Raw genomic sequence first — 18,378 nt, 5'->3', positions numbered from 1 at the left:
TTATCCTTGTCCTTCCGGAGTCGTTCCATGCGTAGCCCGCTGATTGCTGCCGCCCTTGGCCTGTTTTTGTTGGCCGACGTGGCCCAGGCGCAAACCCTGGTAGCCACCAGTAACATCATCGTTCGTGCCTCCCAGCGCACCATCGATTTCACCTCTGACACCACCACGTCCATCCGCGATTCGAAAATCATCCGCGAAGCCCATGACGACGCCGCCAGTTTCGTTGCCAGCAACGGCGACATCCGCGGTGCTCACCTCGAAGCCGCGCTCAATACCCTGCGTACCCGCGTGCCGGAAGCGCGTGATGCCAGCGATCAGGTACTTGCCGAAGCCATCCTCGCACTGTGAGGTCCATGGGTGCCTGGCTGCTGGCCGGGGCGTTGTTGCTGCTTGGCAACAGCGCCCACGCCGGCCTGCAATTGCGGCTCAAGACCGAGGGTCTGAGTCCGGCTCAACAACAGGCCAGCCAGGCGCTGATCGATGAGGCCCTGCAGAAGCTGCCGCCGAGCTTCATCGAGCGGCTGGACCGGCGCATTGATGTCGGCTGGACCGACGACATGCCCGCCAATGCTTACGGGCAGGCGACGCTGGTTGCCGAGCTCGACCTGAACCGCAAGTTGCTGCCCGGACTCACCGACGGCAGCGCCGCCAAAGCAAAGACCAATCGCCCCCACGGCACTGTGCGTCAGGAACTGCTCGCCACGGTGCTGCACGAAATCACTCATATTTATGACCGCGCGCGCTTATGGCCGGGCGCCGAACGCACGCTGATCCAACGCTGCACCCGGCGTTTCGATAGCGCAGGACTGATCGGCATTCCCGATGAGTGTCGCGGACAGAATGGCCGTCGCTTCACCCTCAGTGACGACCCGCGCCTGCTTGACCTTGCCGGCTGGCAGCAATATGTCGGTCGTCGCGGCGAGCGTGAACAACACAACCGGCAGATCGCCCGCAGCCCTGATCTGTACGAAATTTCCAGCCCCAAGGAATTCGTCGCGGTCAACATGGAGTACTTCCTCCTCGACCCGAGCTACGCCTGCCGCCGCCCGGCGCTGTATCGCTACTACAAGGACCACTTCGGCTGGGCGCCATCGGCCAAGGACACCTGCAGCAAGAGCTTCGCCTTTTTGAATGCGGGCAATGACTTCGCCAGGCAGCCCTTGGGGCGCGTCGATCCGGAACGCGTCTATGCCGTCGATTACCTGCTGGCTGAGGCGAATCAGAACTGGGTCAGCCGCTGGGGCCACAGCATGTTGCGCCTGGTCATCTGCGCCCCGGGCCGCCCGCGTGGCCCGGATTGCCGCCTCGACCTCGATCAGCATCTGGTGTTGTCGTACCGCGCCTTCGTTGGCGACGTGCAGCTGTCGAGCTGGGACGGACTGGTTGGCAAATACCCCTCGCGCCTGTTTGTATTGCCGTTGGCACAAGTGATCGACGAATACACCAAGACCGAATTGCGCAGCCTCGCCTCCGTGCCGCTGAAGCTGTCCCGCGAGGAAATTGAAGGCGTCGTCGAACACGCCGCCGAGATGCACTGGAGCTACGACGGCAACTATTTTTTCCTCTCTAACAACTGCGCGGTGGAAGGTTTGAAACTGTTGCGCAGCGGCAGTAACAACGCGCAACTGGTCGGTCTCGACAGCATCATGCCCAATGGCTTGCTCGAAGTGCTCAAGGGCCGAGGATTGGCCGACACCAGCGTGCTCGACGATCCGAAAGAAGCGCTGCGTCTGGGTTATCGCTTCGACTCGTTCCGCGACCGCTATCAAGCGATGTTCGATGTGCTGAAGAAACAATTGCCGATCAAGCAGACCACCGTCGAGGACTGGCTTTCGTTGACAGCAGAGGAACGCCGCGAATGGTTCGAACGAGCCGACCTGCGTACCAGTGCGGCGCTGCTGCTATTGGAGCAGGCCAGTTTCCGTCAGCAGTTGCTGCTCGCGCAAGACGAGGTCAAACAGCGCTACCTCGGCGCGCGCGAACTGGAGAATGGCGGCATGGATAAAGCCAACGCCACCTTGCAGCAGATCCTCGCCAACAGCGGTTTCCTAAGCCGTCCGGCGGAGCTGCTCGACTCAAAAGGTTATGGATTACCGCAGCCAAGCGAGTTTGACCGGCTGGAAGCAGAAAGCAGTCAGCGGCAGAAGAAGCTGCTGGCCCTGTCCGGCGATCTCGATACCGAAGTGCGCAAGCTGCTCGAACCCAAGCGTGCCGCCGAGATTGCCGCCAGCGAGGCCAACGTGAAGCAGATTGGCGAGCATCTGCGCAAATTGCACAAGGCTTCGGGCGGACTGCAATTGCCCTGAAAAACAAAAAGGCTTCAGAACACGGTTCTGAAGCCTTTTTGTTTATTCTTTGAGCGCTTAGCCGCGAGCCTTGCGCACGCCTTGTGACAGCGCCGAACACAGGCTCAACACACCGTCGATCGCCTGCTCAGGCGTATCGGCACTGGCGATGTGATCGATCAGCGCCGAGCCCACCACCACACCGTCCGCCAGACGCGCGATCGCCGCGGCTTGCTCCGGCGTGCGAATACCGAAACCAATGCTGATCGGCAGATCGGTGTGCCGACGCAGACGTGCAACCGCTTCTTCGACATGCTCCAGCGTCGCCGCACCCGCGCCGGTCACGCCCGCAACCGACACGTAGTAGACAAAACCGGAACTGCCGTTGAGCACGCGCGGTAAACGCGCGTCGTCGGTGGTCGGCGTGGTCAGGCGAATGAAGTCCAGGCCGGCCGCCTGCGCCGGGTCGCACAGCTCTTCGTTGTGCTCCGGCGGCATGTCGACCACGATCAGGCCATCGACGCCGGCGTCTTTGGCCTCAGCAATGAAGCGCTCGACGCCGAATTTGTGGATCGGGTTGAAATAGCCCATCAACACCAGCGGCGTGTCGCTGTTGCCTTCACGGAACTCGCGAACCATTTGCAGAGTTTTCGCCAGGTTCTGCTTGGCGCCCAGCGCACGAATGTTGGCCAACTGGATGGCCGGGCCGTCGGCCATCGGATCGGTAAACGGCATACCCAGTTCAATCACGTCGGCGCCTGCCGCCGGCAAGCCTTTGAGGATCGCCAGCGAGGTGTCGTAGTCAGGATCGCCAGCGGTCACGAAGGTCACCAGTGCGGCGCGGTTCTGTTCCTTGAGGTCGGCAAAGCGGGTTTGCAGGCGGCTCATCAGTGTTTCTCCTGCTGCGATTGTTCCATATGGTGCATGACGGTCTGCATGTCTTTGTCGCCACGCCCGGACAGGTTGACCACCATCAGGTGATCCTTCGGCAGCTTCGGTGCGCGCTTGAACACTTCAGCCAGGGCGTGGGCGCTTTCCAGGGCAGGAATGATCCCTTCCAGGCGGCAGCATTTGTGGAACGCTTCGAGCGCTTCGTCGTCGGTCACCGAGGTGTACTGGACGCGGCCGATGTCGTGCAACCAGGCGTGTTCAGGACCGATGCCCGGATAGTCGAGGCCGGCGGAAATCGAATGAGCGTCGATAATCTGGCCATCGTCGTCCTGCAGCAGGAAAGTCCGATTGCCGTGCAGCACGCCCGGAACACCGCCGTTGAGGCTGGCCGCGTGCTTGCCGGTTTCGATGCCGTAACCGGCTGCTTCGACGCCGATGATTTCAACGCTCTTGTCATCGAGGAACGGGTGGAACAGGCCCATGGCGTTGGAGCCACCGCCGATGCACGCTACCAGACTGTCTGGCAGACGACCTTCCTGAGCTTGCAACTGGTCGCGGGTTTCTTTGCCGATCACGGCCTGGAAGTCGCGGACCATCGCCGGGTACGGGTGCGGACCGGCCACGGTGCCGATCAGGTAGAAGGTGTTGTCGACGTTGGTCACCCAGTCACGCAGGGCTTCGTTCATTGCGTCTTTCAGAGTGCCGGTGCCAGCGACTACCGGGATCACTTCGGCGCCCAGCAGCTTCATGCGAAAGACGTTGGCCTGCTGACGTTCGATGTCGGTGGTGCCCATGTAGATCACGCAATCGAGACCGAAACGCGCAGCGACGGTGGCAGTGGCCACGCCGTGCATGCCGGCGCCGGTCTCGGCGATGATGCGTTTCTTGCCCATGCGCCGCGCCAGCAGGATCTGGCCGATGCAGTTGTTGATCTTGTGCGCGCCGGTATGGTTCAGCTCTTCACGCTTGAGGTAAATCTTGGCGCCACCGCAGAACTCGGTCAGGCGTTCGGCGAAATACAGTGGGCTCGGACGTCCGACGTAATCACGCTGGAAGTAGGCCAATTCTTCTTTGAAGGCCGGATCTTCCTTGGCCGCTTCGTATTCGCGGGCCAGATCAAGGATCAACGGCATCAGGGTTTCTGCCACGTAGCGACCACCAAACGCGCCGAACAGGCCGTTGGCGTCAGGGCCGTTACGCAGATCAGAGGTGTTCGAAGTCTGGGTCATGGGTCGCTCCAGGTGAATTCGGTCAAAAGACAATGAGGTCCACTCTACCCCTGACACTGCGCCCTGAAAACCGATAAGATCGCCACAACCTGTCAGGAAAACTCACAGATATCATGAGCCACGACCTGCCCCCGTTGAATGCCCTGCGCGCCTTCGAGGCCACTGCCCGCCTGAACAGCGTCAGTCGGGCGGCCGAGCAGCTGCACGTTACCCATGGGGCTGTCAGCCGCCATCTGAAAGTGCTGGAAGAACACCTCGGCGTCAGTTTGTTCGTCAAGGACGGCCGCGGCTTGAAACTCACAGATGCCGGGCTACGTTTGCGCGATGCCAGCGGCGAAGCGTTTGATCGGTTGCGCAGTGTTTGCGCCGAACTGACGCAAAGTACCGCCGATGCGCCGTTCGTGCTCGGCTGTTCCGGAAGCCTGCTGGCGCGCTGGTTTATTCCGCGCTTGGGACGTCTGAATGCCGACCTGCCGGACTTGCGCCTGCACTTGTCGGCCGGTGAGGGTGATCTCGATCCGCGTCGGCCCGGGCTGGATGCTTTGTTGCTGTTCGCCGAACCGCCGTGGCCGGCAGACATGCAGGTTTACGAGCTGGCGGCAGAGCGCATCGGCCCAGTGATGAGTCCGTTGTTCAGTGGCTATCAACGCTTGCGCACAGCGCCCGCTTCGGCATTGCTCAAAGAACCGCTGCTGCACACGACGTCGCGCCCGCAAGCCTGGCCAAGCTGGGCGCAGCAATACGCCCTCGACGCCAAGGCGTTGAAGCTTGGGCAAGGATTCGAGCATTTGTATTACTTGCTGGAGGCTGCGGTGGCTGGTCTGGGCGTGGCCATCGCGCCGGAACCGCTGGTGACTGAAGATTTGAAGGCCGGGCGCCTCGTTGCACCGTGGGGCTTTTGCGAAACCCCGGCGCAACTGGCGTTGTGGCTACCCAAGCGCGCCGCAGACGGGCGCGCCCGGCAACTGGCGCAATGGCTCAAGAACGAGCTGCGCCAGACGGATCACTCGCCGCGCTTGAACAGCAAATAAGCCGCCAGCAGACCGATTGCACCGACCGCCACGCCGGCGGTGGTCCACGGATGCTCCTGCGCGTAGTCGCGGGTCGCGATGCCGGTCTCGCGGGTTTTCACTTTGACTTCTTCATAAGCGTCGCTGAGCAGGTGACGCGAGTGCTTCAGCGCACTTTCAGCATTGCTTTTCAGCGCCTTGAGGGTCTTGCGCGACTCGTCCGAAGCATCGTCTTTCAAGCTTTCCAACGATTTGAGCAGACTCTCGATCTCGGCTTCCATGCTTTGCAACGAGGCTTTACGTAAAGAGGTGTTGGCCATGGTGGCTCTCCTGCATTGGTGATGAGTGGCGTGTGTTGGTTGGGACTTCGCCGCTTCGAGAAAGTGCAGAAAATCTGAACTTCGGCAGCGCAACGCCGCCGAAATCAACAGAACGATTCACTGCTAGTCTCAATTCCACACGCCAAGGAGATCGCCATGAGTGACCATCACACCTACAAGAAAGTCGAGCTGGTCGGTTCGTCGACCACCAGCATCGAAGACGCCATCAACAACGCCTTGGCCGAAGCCAATAAAACCCTGCGCAACCTGGAGTGGTTTGAAGTGACCGAGACCCGGGGTCATATCGAAAACGGCCAGGTGGCACATTTTCAGGTGACGTTGAAAGTCGGTTTCAAGATCGCCGCCAGCTGAGTTTGGTCCGGTCTTCTGAACTTGCGCGCTGGCGGAGTGCCATAGGGAATGGCAAAGCGCTATAGGTGAGCGTATCGGGCGAGGTCTCGATGCGCGCCTTTTTCAATCCGACCAGGAGTGCAACCGATGAAGAAGATCATGTTGGCAGTAGGTTTGTTGAGCCTTGCCGGTGGTGCGTTTGCAGCCGGCAAGCCTTGTGAAGAGCTGAAAGCCGAGATCGCGGCGAAGCTCGACGCCAAAGGTGTTTCCGGCTATTCGCTGGAGGTTGTCGATAAGGGCGCGGCGGCTGACGCCGAAGTTGTCGGGACCTGCGAAGGTGGCAGCAAGGAAATCGTCTACAAGCGCGGTTGATTGCGCCTGAAATACAAAAGCCGACGCGGATGCGTCGGCTTTTTTGTGCACATGATTTTTCTTTGTAGGAGTGAGCCTGCTCGCGATGGCATTTTTTCAGTCGCAGCATTTGTGACTATTACACCGCTATCGCGAGCAGGCTCACTCCTACAGGAGAACGCATTAACCCTTCATGACCTGCGCCAGCAGCTCGTAGGAGTGCAGGCGGTCGGCATGCTCATACAGATCACAGGTAAAAATCAGCTCATCCGCCTGTGTCTGCTCAATCAGCACCTCCAGCTTGGCGCGGATCTTCTGCGGGCCGCCGACCATTGCCAGGCCGAGGAAATCACCGACGGCTTCCCGTTCGTGGGGCAACCACAGGCCGTCCATGGTTTTCACCGGTGGGCGCTGCACCAGGCTTTGCCCGCGCATCAGCGCAAGGATGCGCTGGTACACCGATGTCGCCAGGTAATCGGCCTGTTCGTCGGTATCCGCTGCTACCAGCGGCACACCAAGCATCACGTAGGGCTGGTCGAGTACCGCCGATGGCTTGAAGTGGTTGCGATAGACGCGGATCGCCTCGTGCATGAAGCGTGGCGCGAAGTGCGAAGCGAAGGCGTAAGGCAGACCACGCTCGCCCGCCAGCTGGGCACTGAACAGGCTGGAACCGAGCAGCCAGATCGGCACGTTGGTGCCAGTGCCGGGCATTGCGATCACGCGCTGATCCGGGGTGCGCGGGCCGAGATAACGCACTAGTTCGGCGACATCTTCAGGAAAATCGTCAGCGCTGCCGGAGCGTTCGCGGCGCAAGGCGCGGGCGGTCATCTGGTCGGAGCCGGGCGCACGGCCCAGGCCCAGATCAATCCGTCCCGGGTACAGGCTTTCCAGGGTGCCGAACTGCTCGGCAATCACCAACGGCGCATGGTTGGGCAGCATGACGCCGCCGGAGCCGACCCGAATCGACGAGGTGCCGCCTGCCAGATAACCCAGCAGTACAGATGTCGCCGAACTGGCGATGCCGTCCATGTTGTGGTGTTCAGCGACCCAGAAGCGGGTGTAACCGAGTTTCTCGACATGCTGTGCCAAGTCCAGCGAATTGCGCAGTGACTGCGCCGGGCTGCCGTTCTCGCGCACCGGCACCAGATCGAGGGTAGAAAATTTTACGTCGGACAGTTGTTTCATAAGCCTGCATCTCCGGGTGAGGAGGCAGGCTTTTCTTGCGAACGAAAACCTGCCAGATCCATAAGCGTGTTTTGTGCAATAAGGGCATATACCCGAGATTCAATAGCAGCAAAGAAATTTCCTACTAAAAAAGTCAACGATTCAGCCAGGCTGAACTTTGTTCCGCCGTCTATCCTCAGAAGCCTTGCATGCAACAACCACGACGGCGCGGCGTTGCGCGCCACATTTGAGGAGGCAGACATGGCTATCGTGAAAAAGGCATCCGCGCATTGGGAAGGCGACCTGAAAACCGGTCTCGGCTCGATTTCCACCGAAACCGGCGTCCTCAGAGAAGCCCCCTACGGCTTCAAGGCGCGCTTTGAAGGCGGCAAGGGCACCAACCCCGAAGAACTGATCGGCGCGGCCCACGCCGGCTGCTTCTCCATGGCGTTTTCGATGATTCTTGGCGACGCCGGCCTGAAGGCGGACAGCATCGACACCAACGCTGAAGTGACCCTCGATCAGGTCGATGGCGGCTTCGCGATCACCGCAGTGAAGCTGATTCTCAAGGCGAAGATCCCGGGCGCGACTCAGCAGCAGTTTGAGGAGTTGAGCAACAAGGCCAAGGAAGGGTGCCCGGTTTCCAAGGTGCTGAACGCGAAGATTACGCTGGAGGCTTCGCTGGTCAGCTGATTTGGCGTTTGCTGGTCTGGTGTTTGCTGGTCTGGCGCTATCGCGAGCAGGCTCACTCCTACAGGGGATCGCATTCCAACTGGATAAATGCGATCCCCTGTAGGAGTGAGCCTGCTCGCGATAGCAATCTGAACATCACGCACATCGCAAGGTGTGAGCAAAGTCAGAACCCGCTCGATGAAAATGTGGTCGAATAATCGACAGCAGCTTCAGCGCACGCCCGTGCGCGCTGCCTCAAGGAGCTTCACTGATGAAACGTATTGGCTTGGCGATTCTCTGCAGTGCACTGGCCATGTCCGCTATCGCAGCCCCCAAGGACTGCGAAGAGCTCAGAAAAGAAATCGAAATCAAGATTCAGGCGAAAGCCATTCCGTCGTATACCTTGGAAATCATCACCGCTGAGGAAGCGAAACAGCACGACGAGGCCATGATCGTCGGTTCGTGTGAAAACGGCACAAAGCGAATCATCTACCAGAAAAACGGCAACTGAACCGCTAGATGATGCAGTTGAATTCCCGGTCTTCAGCAACGATCTCGCGCTTGGCGTTGTACAAGCGTGCGCTTGGGGTGAACGCCAACGAGCGCCCTTCCAGCAGATAACGCTGACCGGCCTCGAAGTGGTCGTAACGGATCGTCAGGTAACACAGACGCTCTACCGGGCCGGTCATCAGACTGCCACCGCCGCCAAACACTTCGAAGTCGAAACGCACCCGCAACTCATGGCTACCGGGCGTTACCTGAAAAAAACGGCCGTCGCGCAATCGCTGGTTATCGAGACGTTCGGCCATCAACAGCTTGCCGCCGGGGCTTGGCGTCGAGAATTCGACCCAGGCCATTTGCGGGTCGACGGCCGGTAACGGCGCCTGACAACCGGCGACAAGACTGGCGATGAGCAACAGCGGCAACCTACGCATGACGGATATCCACAGTTCTGAATCACCAGCATAGCGCCGATCAGCTGCTCTGGCAGCCCGCCGGCGTGCCCTGACCGACGACTTTGCGCTGTTCATCATAGAGCTTGGCCCATGGCCGGAAGCCGATGCTGCCAGCCTGCAGTTGATAACGCTGGCCGGCGTTGAACTCCTTGAATTTCACGCTCAACTGACAATCGCGCCACAATGTTTCGGCATCGGGGCCTATGTTGGTCGCCTCCACCGGGAATTGATAACGCACCTTCAACTCATGACTGCCGGGCTGCACTTCGAAATAACGTTTGTCGATGGCCTGTCTGGCATCGACTTGCAGCGCTTGCAGCGCCGTGTCCGGTTGCCGGGCATCGAGATCGATCCAGGCTTGCGAAGGGTCCGGATCGGGCATGCCAAAATTGGCACAACCGGCCAGCATCAGCAGGCTTCCTGTCAGCATTAACATGCGCATAGCGGTGCTCCTAAAGGCGGGATAGTCTTGCGGGCAGACTCTCCGGGGGATTTCTTATTGTGATCAGGCCGTTTTCAAGCCTTGGGTTACTTGATCGCGTTTTTGCGTTTTTGTTTCCGGGTGTGTTGTTTTTGTTGCTCAACGGTTGCGCCAGCGTCAGCTATTACGGCCAGTTGGCCAGTGGACAACTGCAATTGCTGCGCGCGCGCGAACCTGTGGAAAAGGTCATCGCCGACCCAAGCCGTGACGCAACTCTGCGCGCCCACCTGGCCCAGTCGCAAAAGGCGCGCGCCTTCGCCAGCGAACACCTGCACCTGCCCGACAATCAGAGCTATCGCCTGTATGCCGACATTGGCCGCCCGTTCGTGGTGTGGAACGTGTTCGCCACAGCCGAGTTTTCCCTGACCCCGCAAAACCACTGCTTCCCGATTGCCGGCTGCGTTGCCTATCGCGGCTATTACAACCAGAGCGCCGCGCGGGGCGAAGCGGCAATCCAGCGCCTGCAAGGTATGGACGTGGCGATTGGCGGCGTCGAGGCCTACTCGACGCTGGGCTGGTTCAACGACCCGATTCTCAATTCGATGATGGGCTGGGGCGATGAGCGTCTCGCCACGCTGATCTTTCATGAGCTGGCGCATCAGCGTTTCTATGTGCAGGACGACACCGAGTTCAACGAGTCCTTTGCCACGTTTGTCGAGCAGGAAGGCACGCGGCAATGGCGCGCCTTTCGCGGGCTGCCAGCAGAGTCGGATGCCAGGCTCAAGCAGCGCGATCAGTTCATCGGGCTGATACTCGACACGCGTTCACGGCTGGAGAAGCTGTACGCGCAGCCATTGGCGGCCGAGCAGATGCGCGAGCGCAAAGCCGCGGAGTTCGAACGCTTGCGCCGCGATTATCGGGCCATGAGGGACAGCCAATGGGCCGGGGACAAGCGCTATGACGCCTGGGTCAATGCGCCGCTGAATAACGCACGGTTGTTGCCGTTCGGGCTGTACGACCAGTGGGTGCCGGCGTTTGCCGCGTTGTTCAGGCAGGTGGGTGGGGATTGGTTGAGGTTTTATGCCGAGGTTGAGCGGTTGGGGAAGTTGCCGGTTGGTGAGCGCAAGGCGGCTTTGAAAGGACTGGCAGATCCAGATAGCTGAGGTGGTTGTGAGGACCTCATCGCGAGCAGGCTCACTCCTACAAGGGAAATGCATTCCAACTGTAGGAGTGAGCCTGCTCGCGATAGCCATCTTATCAGCGCTGCAAAAACGCCTGATGCAACTCCTCCAGCGTCTGGAAGTGATAAGCCGGCGCCTCGGCCGTCAACTCCTCGAAACTACCAAACCCATAGCCCACCGCCACCGCCTCCAGGCCATTGCTGCGCGCCCCGATCAGGTCGTGTTTACGATCGCCAATCATCAGGGTCTGCGTCGGATCCAGCCCTTCTTCGGCGAGCAAGTGTGCAATCAGCTCGACCTTGTCGGTCCGCGTGCCATCCAGTTCGCTGCCGTAAATCATTTTGAAATGCCGGGCGAAATCAAAATGCCGCGCGATCTCACGGGCAAACACCCACGGCTTGGACGTCGCGATGTACAACTGGCGTCCCTGGCCGCTGAGCGTTTCCAGTAGCGGCGTCACCCCGTCGAACACGCGGTTCTCGTAGAGACCGGTGACTCTGAAGCGCTCACGATAGAAATTCACCGCGTCCCAGGCCTTGGCCTCGTCGAAATCGTAGAACTGCATGAACGCTTGCAGCAGCGGCGGGCCGATGAAATGTTCCAGTTTGCTCAGGTCGGGTTCATCGATGCCGAGCCTGGCGAGGGCAAACTGGATGGAACGGGTGATGCCCTCACGCGGGTCAGTCAGGGTTCCATCGAGATCGAACAGTACGGTTTGATGATGCATGGAAATTCCTGGGCAGTGGCGAATCGATTCAGAGTGTGTCGTAGCCTTCGGCCAGATGCAGGTCCTTGAGCTTCACATAGTTCGCCGCGCTGTAGGTGAAGAAGGCGTTTTCCTTTTCGCTCAAGGGCCGCACCTGTTTCACCGGGCTACCCACGTAGAGGAACCCGCTTTGCAGGCGTTTGCCCGGCGGCACCAGGCTGCCGGCGCCAATGATCACGTCGTCCTCAACCACCGCACCATCCATGACGATGCTGCCCATGCCGATCAGCACGCGGCTACCGACTGTGCAGCCGTGCAGCATGACTTTGTGGGCAATCGTCACGTCATCGCCGATCAATAAAGGGAAGCCGTCCGGGTTGAACGGGCCGGCATGGGTGATGTGCAACACACAGCCATCCTGGACGCTGGTGCGCGCGCCGATACGGATCCGGTGCATGTCGCCGCGGATCACCGTCAATGGCCAGACGGAGCTGTCTTCGCCGATTTCGACGTCGCCGATCACCACCGCGGAGCCGTCGACAAACGCGCCTTTGCTCAACTGCGGGGTGTGATTCTGGTATTTGCGAAGGGACACGATTAGTTCTCTCTCTGTCGCCGATAGCTGCGGTGAGTGTCGATTGTAATTAAGATGGGCGCATGTTTCTTCCAGCCAAGGTGCCAACCGTGAGCGTGAACAACCCTCTGCTGCAGTCCTACGACCTGCCACCGTTCTCCACGATCCGTGCCGAACATGTCCTGCCGGCCATCGAAACCATTCTGGCCGACAACCGCGCTGCGATCGCCGACATCCTCAAGACCCAGGGCCAGAACCCGACCTGGGCGGGTCTGGTGCTGGCGATGGACGAACTCAACGACCGCCTCGGTGCAGCGTGGAGCCCGGTCAGCCATCTTAACGCCGTGTGCAACAGCGCCGAACTGCGTGAAGCCTATGAGTCGTGCCTGCCGGCCCTGAGTGCTTATTCCACCGAAATGGGCCAGAATCGCGAGCTGTTCCAGGCCTATGAAGCCCTGGCCAACAGCCCGGAAGCGGCCGGCTTCGACGTGGCGCAAAAAACCATTCTGGAACATGCCCTGCGCGATTTCCGCCTGTCGGGTATTGATCTGCCGGAAGCGCAACAGAAGCGCTACGCCGAAGTGCAGAGCAAACTCTCCGAGCTGGGCAGCCGCTTCTCCAACCAGTTGCTCGACGCCACCCAGGCGTGGACCAAGCACGTCACTGACGAAGCAGCCCTCGCCGGCCTGACCGATTCGGCCAAGGCGCAAATGGCCGCTGCCGCTCAGGCCAAGGGCCTCGCCGGCTGGCTGATCACCCTCGAATTCCCTAGTTACTACGCCGTGATGACTTACGCGCAAGACCGTGCGCTGCGTGAGGAAGTCTACGCTGCCTATTGCACCCGCGCCTCGGATCAAGGCCCGAACGCCGGTCAGAATGACAACGGTCCGGTGATGGAAGAGATCCTCGACCTGCGTCAGGAATTGGCCGGCCTGCTGGGTTTCGCCAGCTTCGCCGAGCTGAGCCTGGCCACCAAAATGGCTGAGTCCAGCGACCAGGTACTGAGTTTCCTGCGCGATCTGGCCCAGCGCAGCAAACCGTTCGCCGAACAGGACCTGCAACAGCTGCGCGCCTATGCCGCCGAACAGGGCTGCAGCGATCTGCAAAGCTGGGACAGCGGTTTCTATGGCGAGAAGCTGCGTGAACAACGCTACAGCGTTGCCCAGGAAACCCTGCGCGCCTACTTCCCGATCGATAAGGTGCTGGGCGGTCTGTTTGCCATCGTCCAGCGTCTGTACGGCATTGAAATCGCCGAACTCAAAGGCTTCGACACTTGGCACCCGGACGTGCGCCTGTTCGAGATCAAGGAAAACGGCCAGCACGTCGGCCGCTTCTTCTTCGACCTCTACGCCCGCGCCAACAAGCGTGGCGGCGCGTGGATGGACGGCGCCCGCGACCGTCGCCGGACTGTTGACGGCGTGCTGCAAAGCCCGGTAGCCAATCTGGTCTGCAACTTCACCCCGGCGGACAGCGGCAAACCGGCGCTGTTGACCCACGATGAAGTCACCACGCTGTTCCACGAGTTCGGCCATGGCCTGCATCACCTGCTGACCCGCGTTGATCATGCCGGCGTATCGGGTATCAATGGCGTGGCCTGGGACGCGGTCGAGCTGCCGAGCCAGTTCATGGAAAACTGGTGCTGGGAGCCGGAAGGCCTGGCGCTGATTTCCGGTCACTATGAAACCGGCGAACCGCTGCCTCAGGACCTGCTGGAAAAAATGCTCGCGGCGAAAAACTTCCAGTCCGGCCTGATGATGGTGCGCCAGTTGGAGTTCTCGCTGTTCGACTTCGAACTGCACGCCACTCACGGCGATGGCCGCAGCGTGGCGCAGGTGCTCGAAGGCGTGCGCGACGAGGTCTCGGTAATGCGACCGCCGGCTTACAACCGCTTCCCCAATAGCTTCGCGCACATCTTCGCTGGCGGCTATGCGGCGGGTTACTACAGCTACAAGTGGGCAGAAGTACTGTCCGCCGATGCCTTCTCGAAATTCGAAGAGGACGGCGTACTCAACGCGGACACCGGTCGCGCCTTCCGCGAAGCGATTCTGGCCCGCGGCGGCTCGCAGGCGCCAATGGTGCTGTTCGTCGACTTCCGTGGCCGTGAGCCGTCGATCGACGCGCTGTTGCGCCACAGTGGCCTGAGCGAGGATGCGGCAGCATGAGCGAAGGGCCTGTAATCACCAAGAAACGCTTTATCGCTGGGGCGGTCTGCCCGGCGTGCAGCGAGCCGGACAAGTTGATGATGTGGAACGAGGATGGCGTGCCGCACCGCGAGTGCGTGGCCTGCGGTTATTCCGACACGCTCAACGAACAAGGTCTGTCGGTGCCCAAAGAGCTGGGCACGCGGGTCAACACCAGCGCCTTGAAGCCTGCGCCGGACAAAAAGGTTCAGGCGGTGCAGTTCTTTCCGAACCCGAAACTGAAGAAAAAGCCCGACGAGCCTCAGTGAGTCGGCACCGCCCCCCTGCCGATTGTCGGATGGGGGGTGGTAACTATCTACCACCTCGCCCCTGCGCTTCCTGATTAGGCTGGTCAATCCAGCCATACTTCATGGAAGACGCCATGCCTGATACCAATCCGCTGCTACAACACTGGACGCTGCCACCCTGGTCGGCGGTGCGCGCCGAGCACCTGGTGCCCGCGATCGAAACGATCGTTGCCGACAACCAACGGATCATCAAAAACGTCATCGCCACTCAGGTGGAGCATCCCAACTGGGACGATGTGGTCATCGCCATCGATGAAGCCGACGCGCGCCTGCACGAAACCCAGGCGGTCATCGAATTCCTGACAGTGATCCGTTCCGACGATCCCGACTGGTTACAGCAGAGCGCCCTGAGCAGCGTTATCGCAGAACAGTTCATCGCTGCGAAAAGCACTAATCCGGCATTGCTCCAGACCTGCCAACGGCTGGCAAACAGTTCGATTGCGGCCAGCTTCAGCGCGTCACGCAAAGCCTCGCTGGCGAAGATCCTGCGTGAATTCCAAATGGCGGGAACCGGACTGCCGGACGCTCAGCGGGAAAAACTCGCGCAATTGAACACCGAGATCGACCTCATGCAGAAGCTGTTCATGAGCAATCTCAACGCCGCCAGTGGCGCCTGGAGCAAGCACATTGTCGACGTCTCCCTCCTGGCAGGGCTGACGCCCGTCATGCAGGCGCATCTGGCGGCCAATGCAAAACAGGCAGGACTTCCCGGCTGGCGACTGACACTGGAGCAGAACACCTATCAGCAGATCATGACTCAGGCGCAGAATCGCGCGCTGCGCGAGGAATGCTACAAGGCAAATTGCACACGTGCTTCGGATCAGGGGCCTGATGCCGAACACCTCGACAACGAGCCAGTGTTGATGGTGCTGCTGGCCTTGCGTCACGAAAAAGCCCGAACACTGGGCTTCGATAATTTCGCGCAGTTGCGCCTGCATGATCGTATGGCCACTGACACCTCTCAGGTCAGCGCTTTTCTGCGCAGACAAATAGCGCTCAATGCCGCCTCTCTGGCGGTTGAAACCGAGGAGCTGCAGGCTTTCGCTCGGGAGCAGGGCATCGAGCAGGTCGAAGCCTGGGATCAGGATTTTCTGGCTGAGCAGTTTCGTCGTCAACGCGTGGACGGCACGCTGGATGACTTGCGCGAATATTTTGCGCTGGACACCACGTTGCGCAGCCTTTGCCGATTCAGCGAGCATCTGCTCGGGATCAAAATCAGCGAAGACACCCAGGGCGAGCGCTTCGACGATACCGTCCGCCTGTTCGAAGTCAGCGAACATGGCCAACCGATTGGCTACGTCTATGTCGACCTGTTCCGCCGCGCAGCCGGCAATGACTATGCCTGGACGGGCGTGTTGCGCAACCGGCGAATCAATGCCGAAGGCCGGCCAGCGCTGCCGATTGCCTCGCTTCAGAGCAACTTTATCGCCGCAGCCGCCGGCCATGAAAACCTGCTGTCGCACCACGACCTGCGCGTATTGCTGCACGAGTTCGGGCATTGCCTGCACCACGTCCTTACCCGTTCGCCGCATTACAACCTCTCGGGTATTTCGCAACTGAGCCGCGACGCTGCCGAATTCATCGGGCAGTTGTTTGAACAATGGGCGCACTCGGCAGAGTTTCTGCGCTGGCTGGCCATTCATCACAAAACCGCCGAGCGCCTGTCCGAAACCCGGATAGCCACCGCGTTGACCGCCCTTGACGCGCAACGCAGCCGGGAAACCGCCATGTTATTGATGAGTGCGCTATACGATTTCGAGTTGCACCGCAGTCAGGGCGACGGACGCAGCATTGCGCAAGTATTCGACGACGTGCAGCGCGAGTTCACCCACTTGCCGATACCGGATTACTGTCGGTTTGCCAACAGCTTCGATTATCTGGCAACCGGGTACGAAGCCTCGGTGTACGCCTATAAATGGTCAGGGGTGATGGCCAGCGAAGCCTTCAAACGCTTCGAGCGCGAGGGCGTGTTCAACCCGCAAACGGGCCGGGATCTGCGCGAGACGCTGCTCTCGGGCGATACGCAGTCACTGTCCGCTGCGCTGGAAACCTTCCTTGGCCAACCCATCAGCCACGCACTGTTTGCCGGGCTGCCGAACTGATCAGCGCTGGACATGAGCCGAGTCGAACCAGCTCTTCATTTCGCAGATGGCGAATGCACTGGTGCTGCATTCGCCATTGACCCAGGCTTCACGCAACCGGTCGACATCAACCTGCATCACGTAGCGCACACTGTCGCGAAAGTGCTGGCTGTCGCCAAAGCCGCCCTCGGTCATCTCCTTGAGCGCCTGCTCTTTGGTCCAGCCCTGCACCACCAAGCGGTACATCGCCGCCATCAGACCGGTGCGATCAGAACCGTGCTTGCAATGCATCAGCACCGGGCCGTCGGCTTCGGCGGATTGAATCGCGCGCAAGACCTTGAGCACATCGCTGTCATCGACATGATTGGTGCGATACGGCAACTGCACCTGCTTGATGCCAGGATCCGACAGCCAGGCGCTGTCCGCTTCGGGCAGGAAATTGATCACCGTGACGACGTGCAGATTTTTCAGTAGCGGCACCGCGCCAGCGCTGGGCAAGGCGCTGCGATACAGCGTCGGTGACAGGCGGAACAGGTTGAACTGCGCCTCGACTGGCTGCGCCCATTCGGCCGGGCGAGACTGCATCGCGTCGGCAGCCCGGGCGGCGATGCCATGCAACAGGGCAATCAGGGAGAAACACAACACAGGGAAAAAGCGCACTTGGGACATGCTGGGCTGACCGTTTCGGCAATGTTCGTTGAAGGAATTGCAGCTTCGGTGTTTGGCGGTCAAGGCGTCGTGAGCAGGCCGTCAAAGAATCGTGAACCGTTGCGTTCGCGGGCTTTTTTCCGCGCAAGCGGTTTTTCTTGATGCTTAGCCTGCTACCATTTGTCACATGATGTTGCAGACGTGTCGCCTTCTCCCGGGCCAGACTTCCGTCATCGCAACGCGAAATCCCTCGAGCTGCTCGCAGAAGCGGCTGACTTTTTTGCCTGATGAGGTGCCCTTCCATGTCTGATCAAGATAAAGACAACCCGCGGCGTGAGTTTTTACGCAAATCCCTGACCCTGATCCCGGTGGTTACCCTGGCCAGCACCGGCCTGGGCAGCAGCGTGCTGCAAGCCGCCCCGCAAAGCGCGCCAGCGGCTGCCGCGCCACAACCTGCCTCCGCCGATGCGCAGGTTTACCAGCCGAGCTACTTCACCGCCGAAGAATGGGCGTTCATCAACGCCGCCGTCGCGCAACTGATCCCCAACGATGCCCAAGGCCCGGGTGCGCTCGAAGCCGGCGTGCCGGAATACATCGATCGTCAGATGAACACGCCGTACGCCGCTGGCGCCCTCTGGTACATGCAAGGCCCGTTCAACGCCGACGCCGCGCCGGAAATGGGCTGGCAGAGCAAATTGGTCCCCAAGGACATCTATCGCCTGGGTATCGCCGCCACGGACCAGTGGGCAAAAGCCCTCAACGGTAAAACATTTGCCGAGCAAGACAGCGCTACCCGAAACGAATTGCTCAAGCAACTCGAAGCCGGCAAACCACAGTTTGACGCCGTTCCGGCGAAGGTTTTCTTCAATCTGCTGCTGCAAAATACCAAGGAAGGCTTCTTCTGCGACCCGATCCACGGTGGCAATAAAGGCATGGTCGGCTGGACCCTGATCGGTTTCCCCGGCGCTCGCGCCGATTTCATGGATTGGGTGGAACGCAACGAGCCATACCCCTTCCCGGCAGTGTCGATTCGCGGCGAGAGGGCGTAAG

The 18,378-nt window shown here is 60.3% G+C and carries 22 protein-coding genes; 12 read left to right on the top strand and 10 right to left on the bottom strand.

Annotated features, from left to right (window positions below; all coding sequences use genetic code 11):
• Positions 1-27 precede the first annotated feature (27 nt).
• Together HU765_RS02630 and HU765_RS02625 are read left to right on the top strand one after the other, a co-directional pair.
• Positions 28-348 (top strand): DUF2388 domain-containing protein, encoded by a 321-nt coding sequence (locus tag HU765_RS02630; protein WP_186546325.1) that lies wholly within the window; start codon positions 28-30, stop codon positions 346-348.
• Complete coding sequence (locus tag HU765_RS02625) at positions 345-2,306, top strand: DUF4105 domain-containing protein (RefSeq protein ID WP_186618922.1); 1,962 nt, start codon at positions 345-347, stop codon at positions 2,304-2,306. The genes HU765_RS02630 and HU765_RS02625 overlap by 4 nt, the downstream gene beginning before the upstream one ends.
• A 57-nt stretch (positions 2,307-2,363) precedes the next feature.
• Here the strand turns inward: HU765_RS02625 and trpA are convergent, their stop codons facing one another.
• Positions 2,364-3,173 (bottom strand): tryptophan synthase subunit alpha, encoded by an 810-nt coding sequence (trpA, locus tag HU765_RS02620; RefSeq protein WP_186618921.1) that lies wholly within the window; start codon positions 3,171-3,173, stop codon positions 2,364-2,366.
• Entirely contained in the window at positions 3,173-4,405 is a 1,233-nt protein-coding gene (trpB, locus tag HU765_RS02615) for a tryptophan synthase subunit beta (protein ID WP_186618920.1), read from the bottom strand. Before trpB ends, trpA begins: the two co-directional genes overlap by 1 nt.
• A 113-nt stretch (positions 4,406-4,518) precedes the next feature.
• On the opposite strand from trpB, the gene HU765_RS02610 reads away from it, so the two are divergent.
• Positions 4,519-5,436 (top strand): LysR family transcriptional regulator, encoded by a 918-nt coding sequence (locus HU765_RS02610; protein ID WP_186618919.1) that lies wholly within the window; start codon positions 4,519-4,521, stop codon positions 5,434-5,436.
• Here HU765_RS02610 and HU765_RS02605 read toward each other — a convergent pair.
• Entirely contained in the window at positions 5,409-5,735 is a 327-nt protein-coding gene (locus HU765_RS02605) for a DUF883 family protein (protein WP_007911686.1), read from the bottom strand. The genes HU765_RS02610 and HU765_RS02605 overlap by 28 nt on opposite strands.
• A gap of 156 nt (positions 5,736-5,891) precedes the next feature.
• On the opposite strand from HU765_RS02605, the gene HU765_RS02600 reads away from it, so the two are divergent.
• Positions 5,892-6,107, top strand: a complete 216-nt coding sequence (locus tag HU765_RS02600) for a dodecin (protein ID WP_016772305.1) — start codon at positions 5,892-5,894, stop codon at positions 6,105-6,107.
• 126 nt (positions 6,108-6,233) lie between these two features.
• Positions 6,234-6,458, top strand: coding sequence for a DUF1161 domain-containing protein (locus tag HU765_RS02595; RefSeq protein ID WP_186618918.1), 225 nt, complete (start codon positions 6,234-6,236; stop codon positions 6,456-6,458).
• A gap of 162 nt (positions 6,459-6,620) precedes the next feature.
• On the opposite strand, the gene HU765_RS02590 is transcribed toward HU765_RS02595, so the two are convergent.
• A complete protein-coding gene (locus HU765_RS02590; protein WP_186618917.1) occupies positions 6,621-7,622 on the bottom strand; it encodes an LLM class flavin-dependent oxidoreductase in 1,002 nt (333 codons plus the stop codon).
• Positions 7,619-7,864 carry a hypothetical protein gene (locus HU765_RS02585; protein WP_186618916.1) on the bottom strand — a complete coding sequence of 82 codons (246 nt, stop codon included), beginning with the start codon at positions 7,862-7,864 and terminating at the stop codon, positions 7,619-7,621. Before HU765_RS02585 ends, HU765_RS02590 begins: the two co-directional genes overlap by 4 nt.
• On the opposite strand from HU765_RS02585, the gene HU765_RS02580 reads away from it, so the two are divergent.
• Together HU765_RS02580 and HU765_RS02575 are read left to right on the top strand one after the other, a co-directional pair.
• A complete protein-coding gene (locus HU765_RS02580) occupies positions 7,863-8,294 on the top strand; it encodes an OsmC family protein (protein WP_016772308.1) in 432 nt (143 codons plus the stop codon). The two genes, HU765_RS02585 and HU765_RS02580, sit on opposite strands and share 2 nt — an antisense overlap.
• Positions 8,295-8,544: 250 nt before the next feature.
• The gene (locus tag HU765_RS02575; RefSeq protein ID WP_186618915.1) at positions 8,545-8,784 is read left to right on the top strand and encodes a DUF1161 domain-containing protein; all 240 of its coding nucleotides are present in this window, start codon (positions 8,545-8,547) and stop codon (positions 8,782-8,784) included.
• Between the two features lie 4 nt (positions 8,785-8,788).
• On the opposite strand, the gene HU765_RS02570 is transcribed toward HU765_RS02575, so the two are convergent.
• Both HU765_RS02570 and HU765_RS02565 read right to left on the bottom strand, forming a co-directional pair.
• The gene (locus HU765_RS02570; protein WP_186618914.1) at positions 8,789-9,208 is read right to left on the bottom strand and encodes a hypothetical protein; all 420 of its coding nucleotides are present in this window, start codon (positions 9,206-9,208) and stop codon (positions 8,789-8,791) included.
• A 40-nt stretch (positions 9,209-9,248) separates the two neighbouring features.
• Positions 9,249-9,671, bottom strand: a complete 423-nt coding sequence (locus tag HU765_RS02565; RefSeq protein WP_186546315.1) for a hypothetical protein — start codon at positions 9,669-9,671, stop codon at positions 9,249-9,251.
• Between the two features lie 59 nt (positions 9,672-9,730).
• Here HU765_RS02565 and HU765_RS02560 point away from each other — a divergent pair, with 59 nt between their 5' ends.
• Positions 9,731-10,813 carry an aminopeptidase gene (locus tag HU765_RS02560; protein WP_186618913.1) on the top strand — a complete coding sequence of 361 codons (1,083 nt, stop codon included), beginning with the start codon at positions 9,731-9,733 and terminating at the stop codon, positions 10,811-10,813.
• A 94-nt stretch (positions 10,814-10,907) separates the two neighbouring features.
• Here the strand turns inward: HU765_RS02560 and HU765_RS02555 are convergent, their stop codons facing one another.
• Both HU765_RS02555 and HU765_RS02550 read right to left on the bottom strand, forming a co-directional pair.
• Positions 10,908-11,558, bottom strand: coding sequence for an HAD family hydrolase (locus HU765_RS02555; RefSeq protein WP_186618912.1), 651 nt, complete (start codon positions 11,556-11,558; stop codon positions 10,908-10,910).
• Positions 11,559-11,586: 28 nt separating this feature from the next.
• Positions 11,587-12,132, bottom strand: a complete 546-nt coding sequence (locus tag HU765_RS02550) for a gamma carbonic anhydrase family protein (RefSeq protein ID WP_186618911.1) — start codon at positions 12,130-12,132, stop codon at positions 11,587-11,589.
• Positions 12,133-12,221: 89 nt separating this feature from the next.
• Here HU765_RS02550 and prlC point away from each other — a divergent pair, with 89 nt between their 5' ends.
• From prlC to HU765_RS02535, 3 genes are all read left to right on the top strand, one after another.
• The gene (gene prlC / locus HU765_RS02545) at positions 12,222-14,273 is read left to right on the top strand and encodes an oligopeptidase A (RefSeq protein ID WP_346727508.1); all 2,052 of its coding nucleotides are present in this window, start codon (positions 12,222-12,224) and stop codon (positions 14,271-14,273) included.
• Positions 14,270-14,560, top strand: coding sequence for a YheV family putative zinc ribbon protein (locus tag HU765_RS02540; protein ID WP_186546310.1), 291 nt, complete (start codon positions 14,270-14,272; stop codon positions 14,558-14,560). Before prlC ends, HU765_RS02540 begins: the two co-directional genes overlap by 4 nt.
• 113 nt (positions 14,561-14,673) lie before the next feature.
• Entirely contained in the window at positions 14,674-16,701 is a 2,028-nt protein-coding gene (locus tag HU765_RS02535; RefSeq protein ID WP_186618909.1) for a M3 family metallopeptidase, read from the top strand.
• Here HU765_RS02535 and HU765_RS02530 read toward each other — a convergent pair whose 3' ends face one another.
• On the bottom strand, positions 16,702-17,349 hold the full coding sequence (locus HU765_RS02530) for a tyrosine-protein phosphatase (RefSeq protein ID WP_186618908.1): 648 nt from the start codon (positions 17,347-17,349) through the stop codon (positions 16,702-16,704).
• Positions 17,350-17,630: 281 nt separating this feature from the next.
• Between HU765_RS02530 and HU765_RS02525 the strand changes: the two genes are divergently transcribed.
• Positions 17,631-18,377: a gluconate 2-dehydrogenase subunit 3 family protein gene (locus tag HU765_RS02525; RefSeq protein ID WP_186618907.1), complete on the top strand. Its 747-nt coding sequence runs from the start codon at positions 17,631-17,633 to the stop codon at positions 18,375-18,377.
• Position 18,378: the final 1 nt, after the last annotated feature.

Source organism: Pseudomonas sp. SWRI81 (assembly GCF_014268545.1).
Lineage (GTDB): Bacteria > Pseudomonadota > Gammaproteobacteria > Pseudomonadales > Pseudomonadaceae > Aquipseudomonas > Aquipseudomonas hamedanensis.
Note: the sequence above shows the minus strand (reverse complement) of the source record. Positions and strands in the feature narration are given on the sequence as shown.

Bases quoted from the DNA above. Each gene is read 5' to 3' on its own strand.
- HU765_RS02530 (WP_186618908.1), bottom strand. From the start codon at position 17,349: ATGTCCCAAGTGCGCTTTTTCCCTGTGTTGTGTTTCTCCCTGATTGCC.
- trpB (WP_186618920.1), bottom strand. From the start codon at position 4,405: ATGACCCAGACTTCGAACACCTCTGATCTGCGTAACGGCCCTGACGCC.
- HU765_RS02535 (WP_186618909.1), top strand. From the start codon at position 14,674: ATGCCTGATACCAATCCGCTGCTACAACACTGGACGCTGCCACCCTGG.
- HU765_RS02525 (WP_186618907.1), top strand. From the start codon at position 17,631: ATGTCTGATCAAGATAAAGACAACCCGCGGCGTGAGTTTTTACGCAAA.
- HU765_RS02595 (WP_186618918.1), top strand. From the start codon at position 6,234: ATGAAGAAGATCATGTTGGCAGTAGGTTTGTTGAGCCTTGCCGGTGGT.
- HU765_RS02540 (WP_186546310.1), top strand. From the start codon at position 14,270: ATGAGCGAAGGGCCTGTAATCACCAAGAAACGCTTTATCGCTGGGGCG.
- HU765_RS02585 (WP_186618916.1), bottom strand. From the start codon at position 7,864: ATGTCTGCCTCCTCAAATGTGGCGCGCAACGCCGCGCCGTCGTGGTTG.
- HU765_RS02565 (WP_186546315.1), bottom strand. From the start codon at position 9,671: ATGCGCATGTTAATGCTGACAGGAAGCCTGCTGATGCTGGCCGGTTGT.
- HU765_RS02555 (WP_186618912.1), bottom strand. From the start codon at position 11,558: ATGCATCATCAAACCGTACTGTTCGATCTCGATGGAACCCTGACTGAC.
- HU765_RS02570 (WP_186618914.1), bottom strand. From the start codon at position 9,208: ATGCGTAGGTTGCCGCTGTTGCTCATCGCCAGTCTTGTCGCCGGTTGT.
- HU765_RS02580 (WP_016772308.1), top strand. From the start codon at position 7,863: ATGGCTATCGTGAAAAAGGCATCCGCGCATTGGGAAGGCGACCTGAAA.
- HU765_RS02590 (WP_186618917.1), bottom strand. From the start codon at position 7,622: ATGAAACAACTGTCCGACGTAAAATTTTCTACCCTCGATCTGGTGCCG.
- HU765_RS02630 (WP_186546325.1), top strand. From the start codon at position 28: ATGCGTAGCCCGCTGATTGCTGCCGCCCTTGGCCTGTTTTTGTTGGCC.
- trpA (WP_186618921.1), bottom strand. From the start codon at position 3,173: ATGAGCCGCCTGCAAACCCGCTTTGCCGACCTCAAGGAACAGAACCGC.
- HU765_RS02610 (WP_186618919.1), top strand. From the start codon at position 4,519: ATGAGCCACGACCTGCCCCCGTTGAATGCCCTGCGCGCCTTCGAGGCC.
- HU765_RS02600 (WP_016772305.1), top strand. From the start codon at position 5,892: ATGAGTGACCATCACACCTACAAGAAAGTCGAGCTGGTCGGTTCGTCG.
- HU765_RS02605 (WP_007911686.1), bottom strand. From the start codon at position 5,735: ATGGCCAACACCTCTTTACGTAAAGCCTCGTTGCAAAGCATGGAAGCC.
- HU765_RS02575 (WP_186618915.1), top strand. From the start codon at position 8,545: ATGAAACGTATTGGCTTGGCGATTCTCTGCAGTGCACTGGCCATGTCC.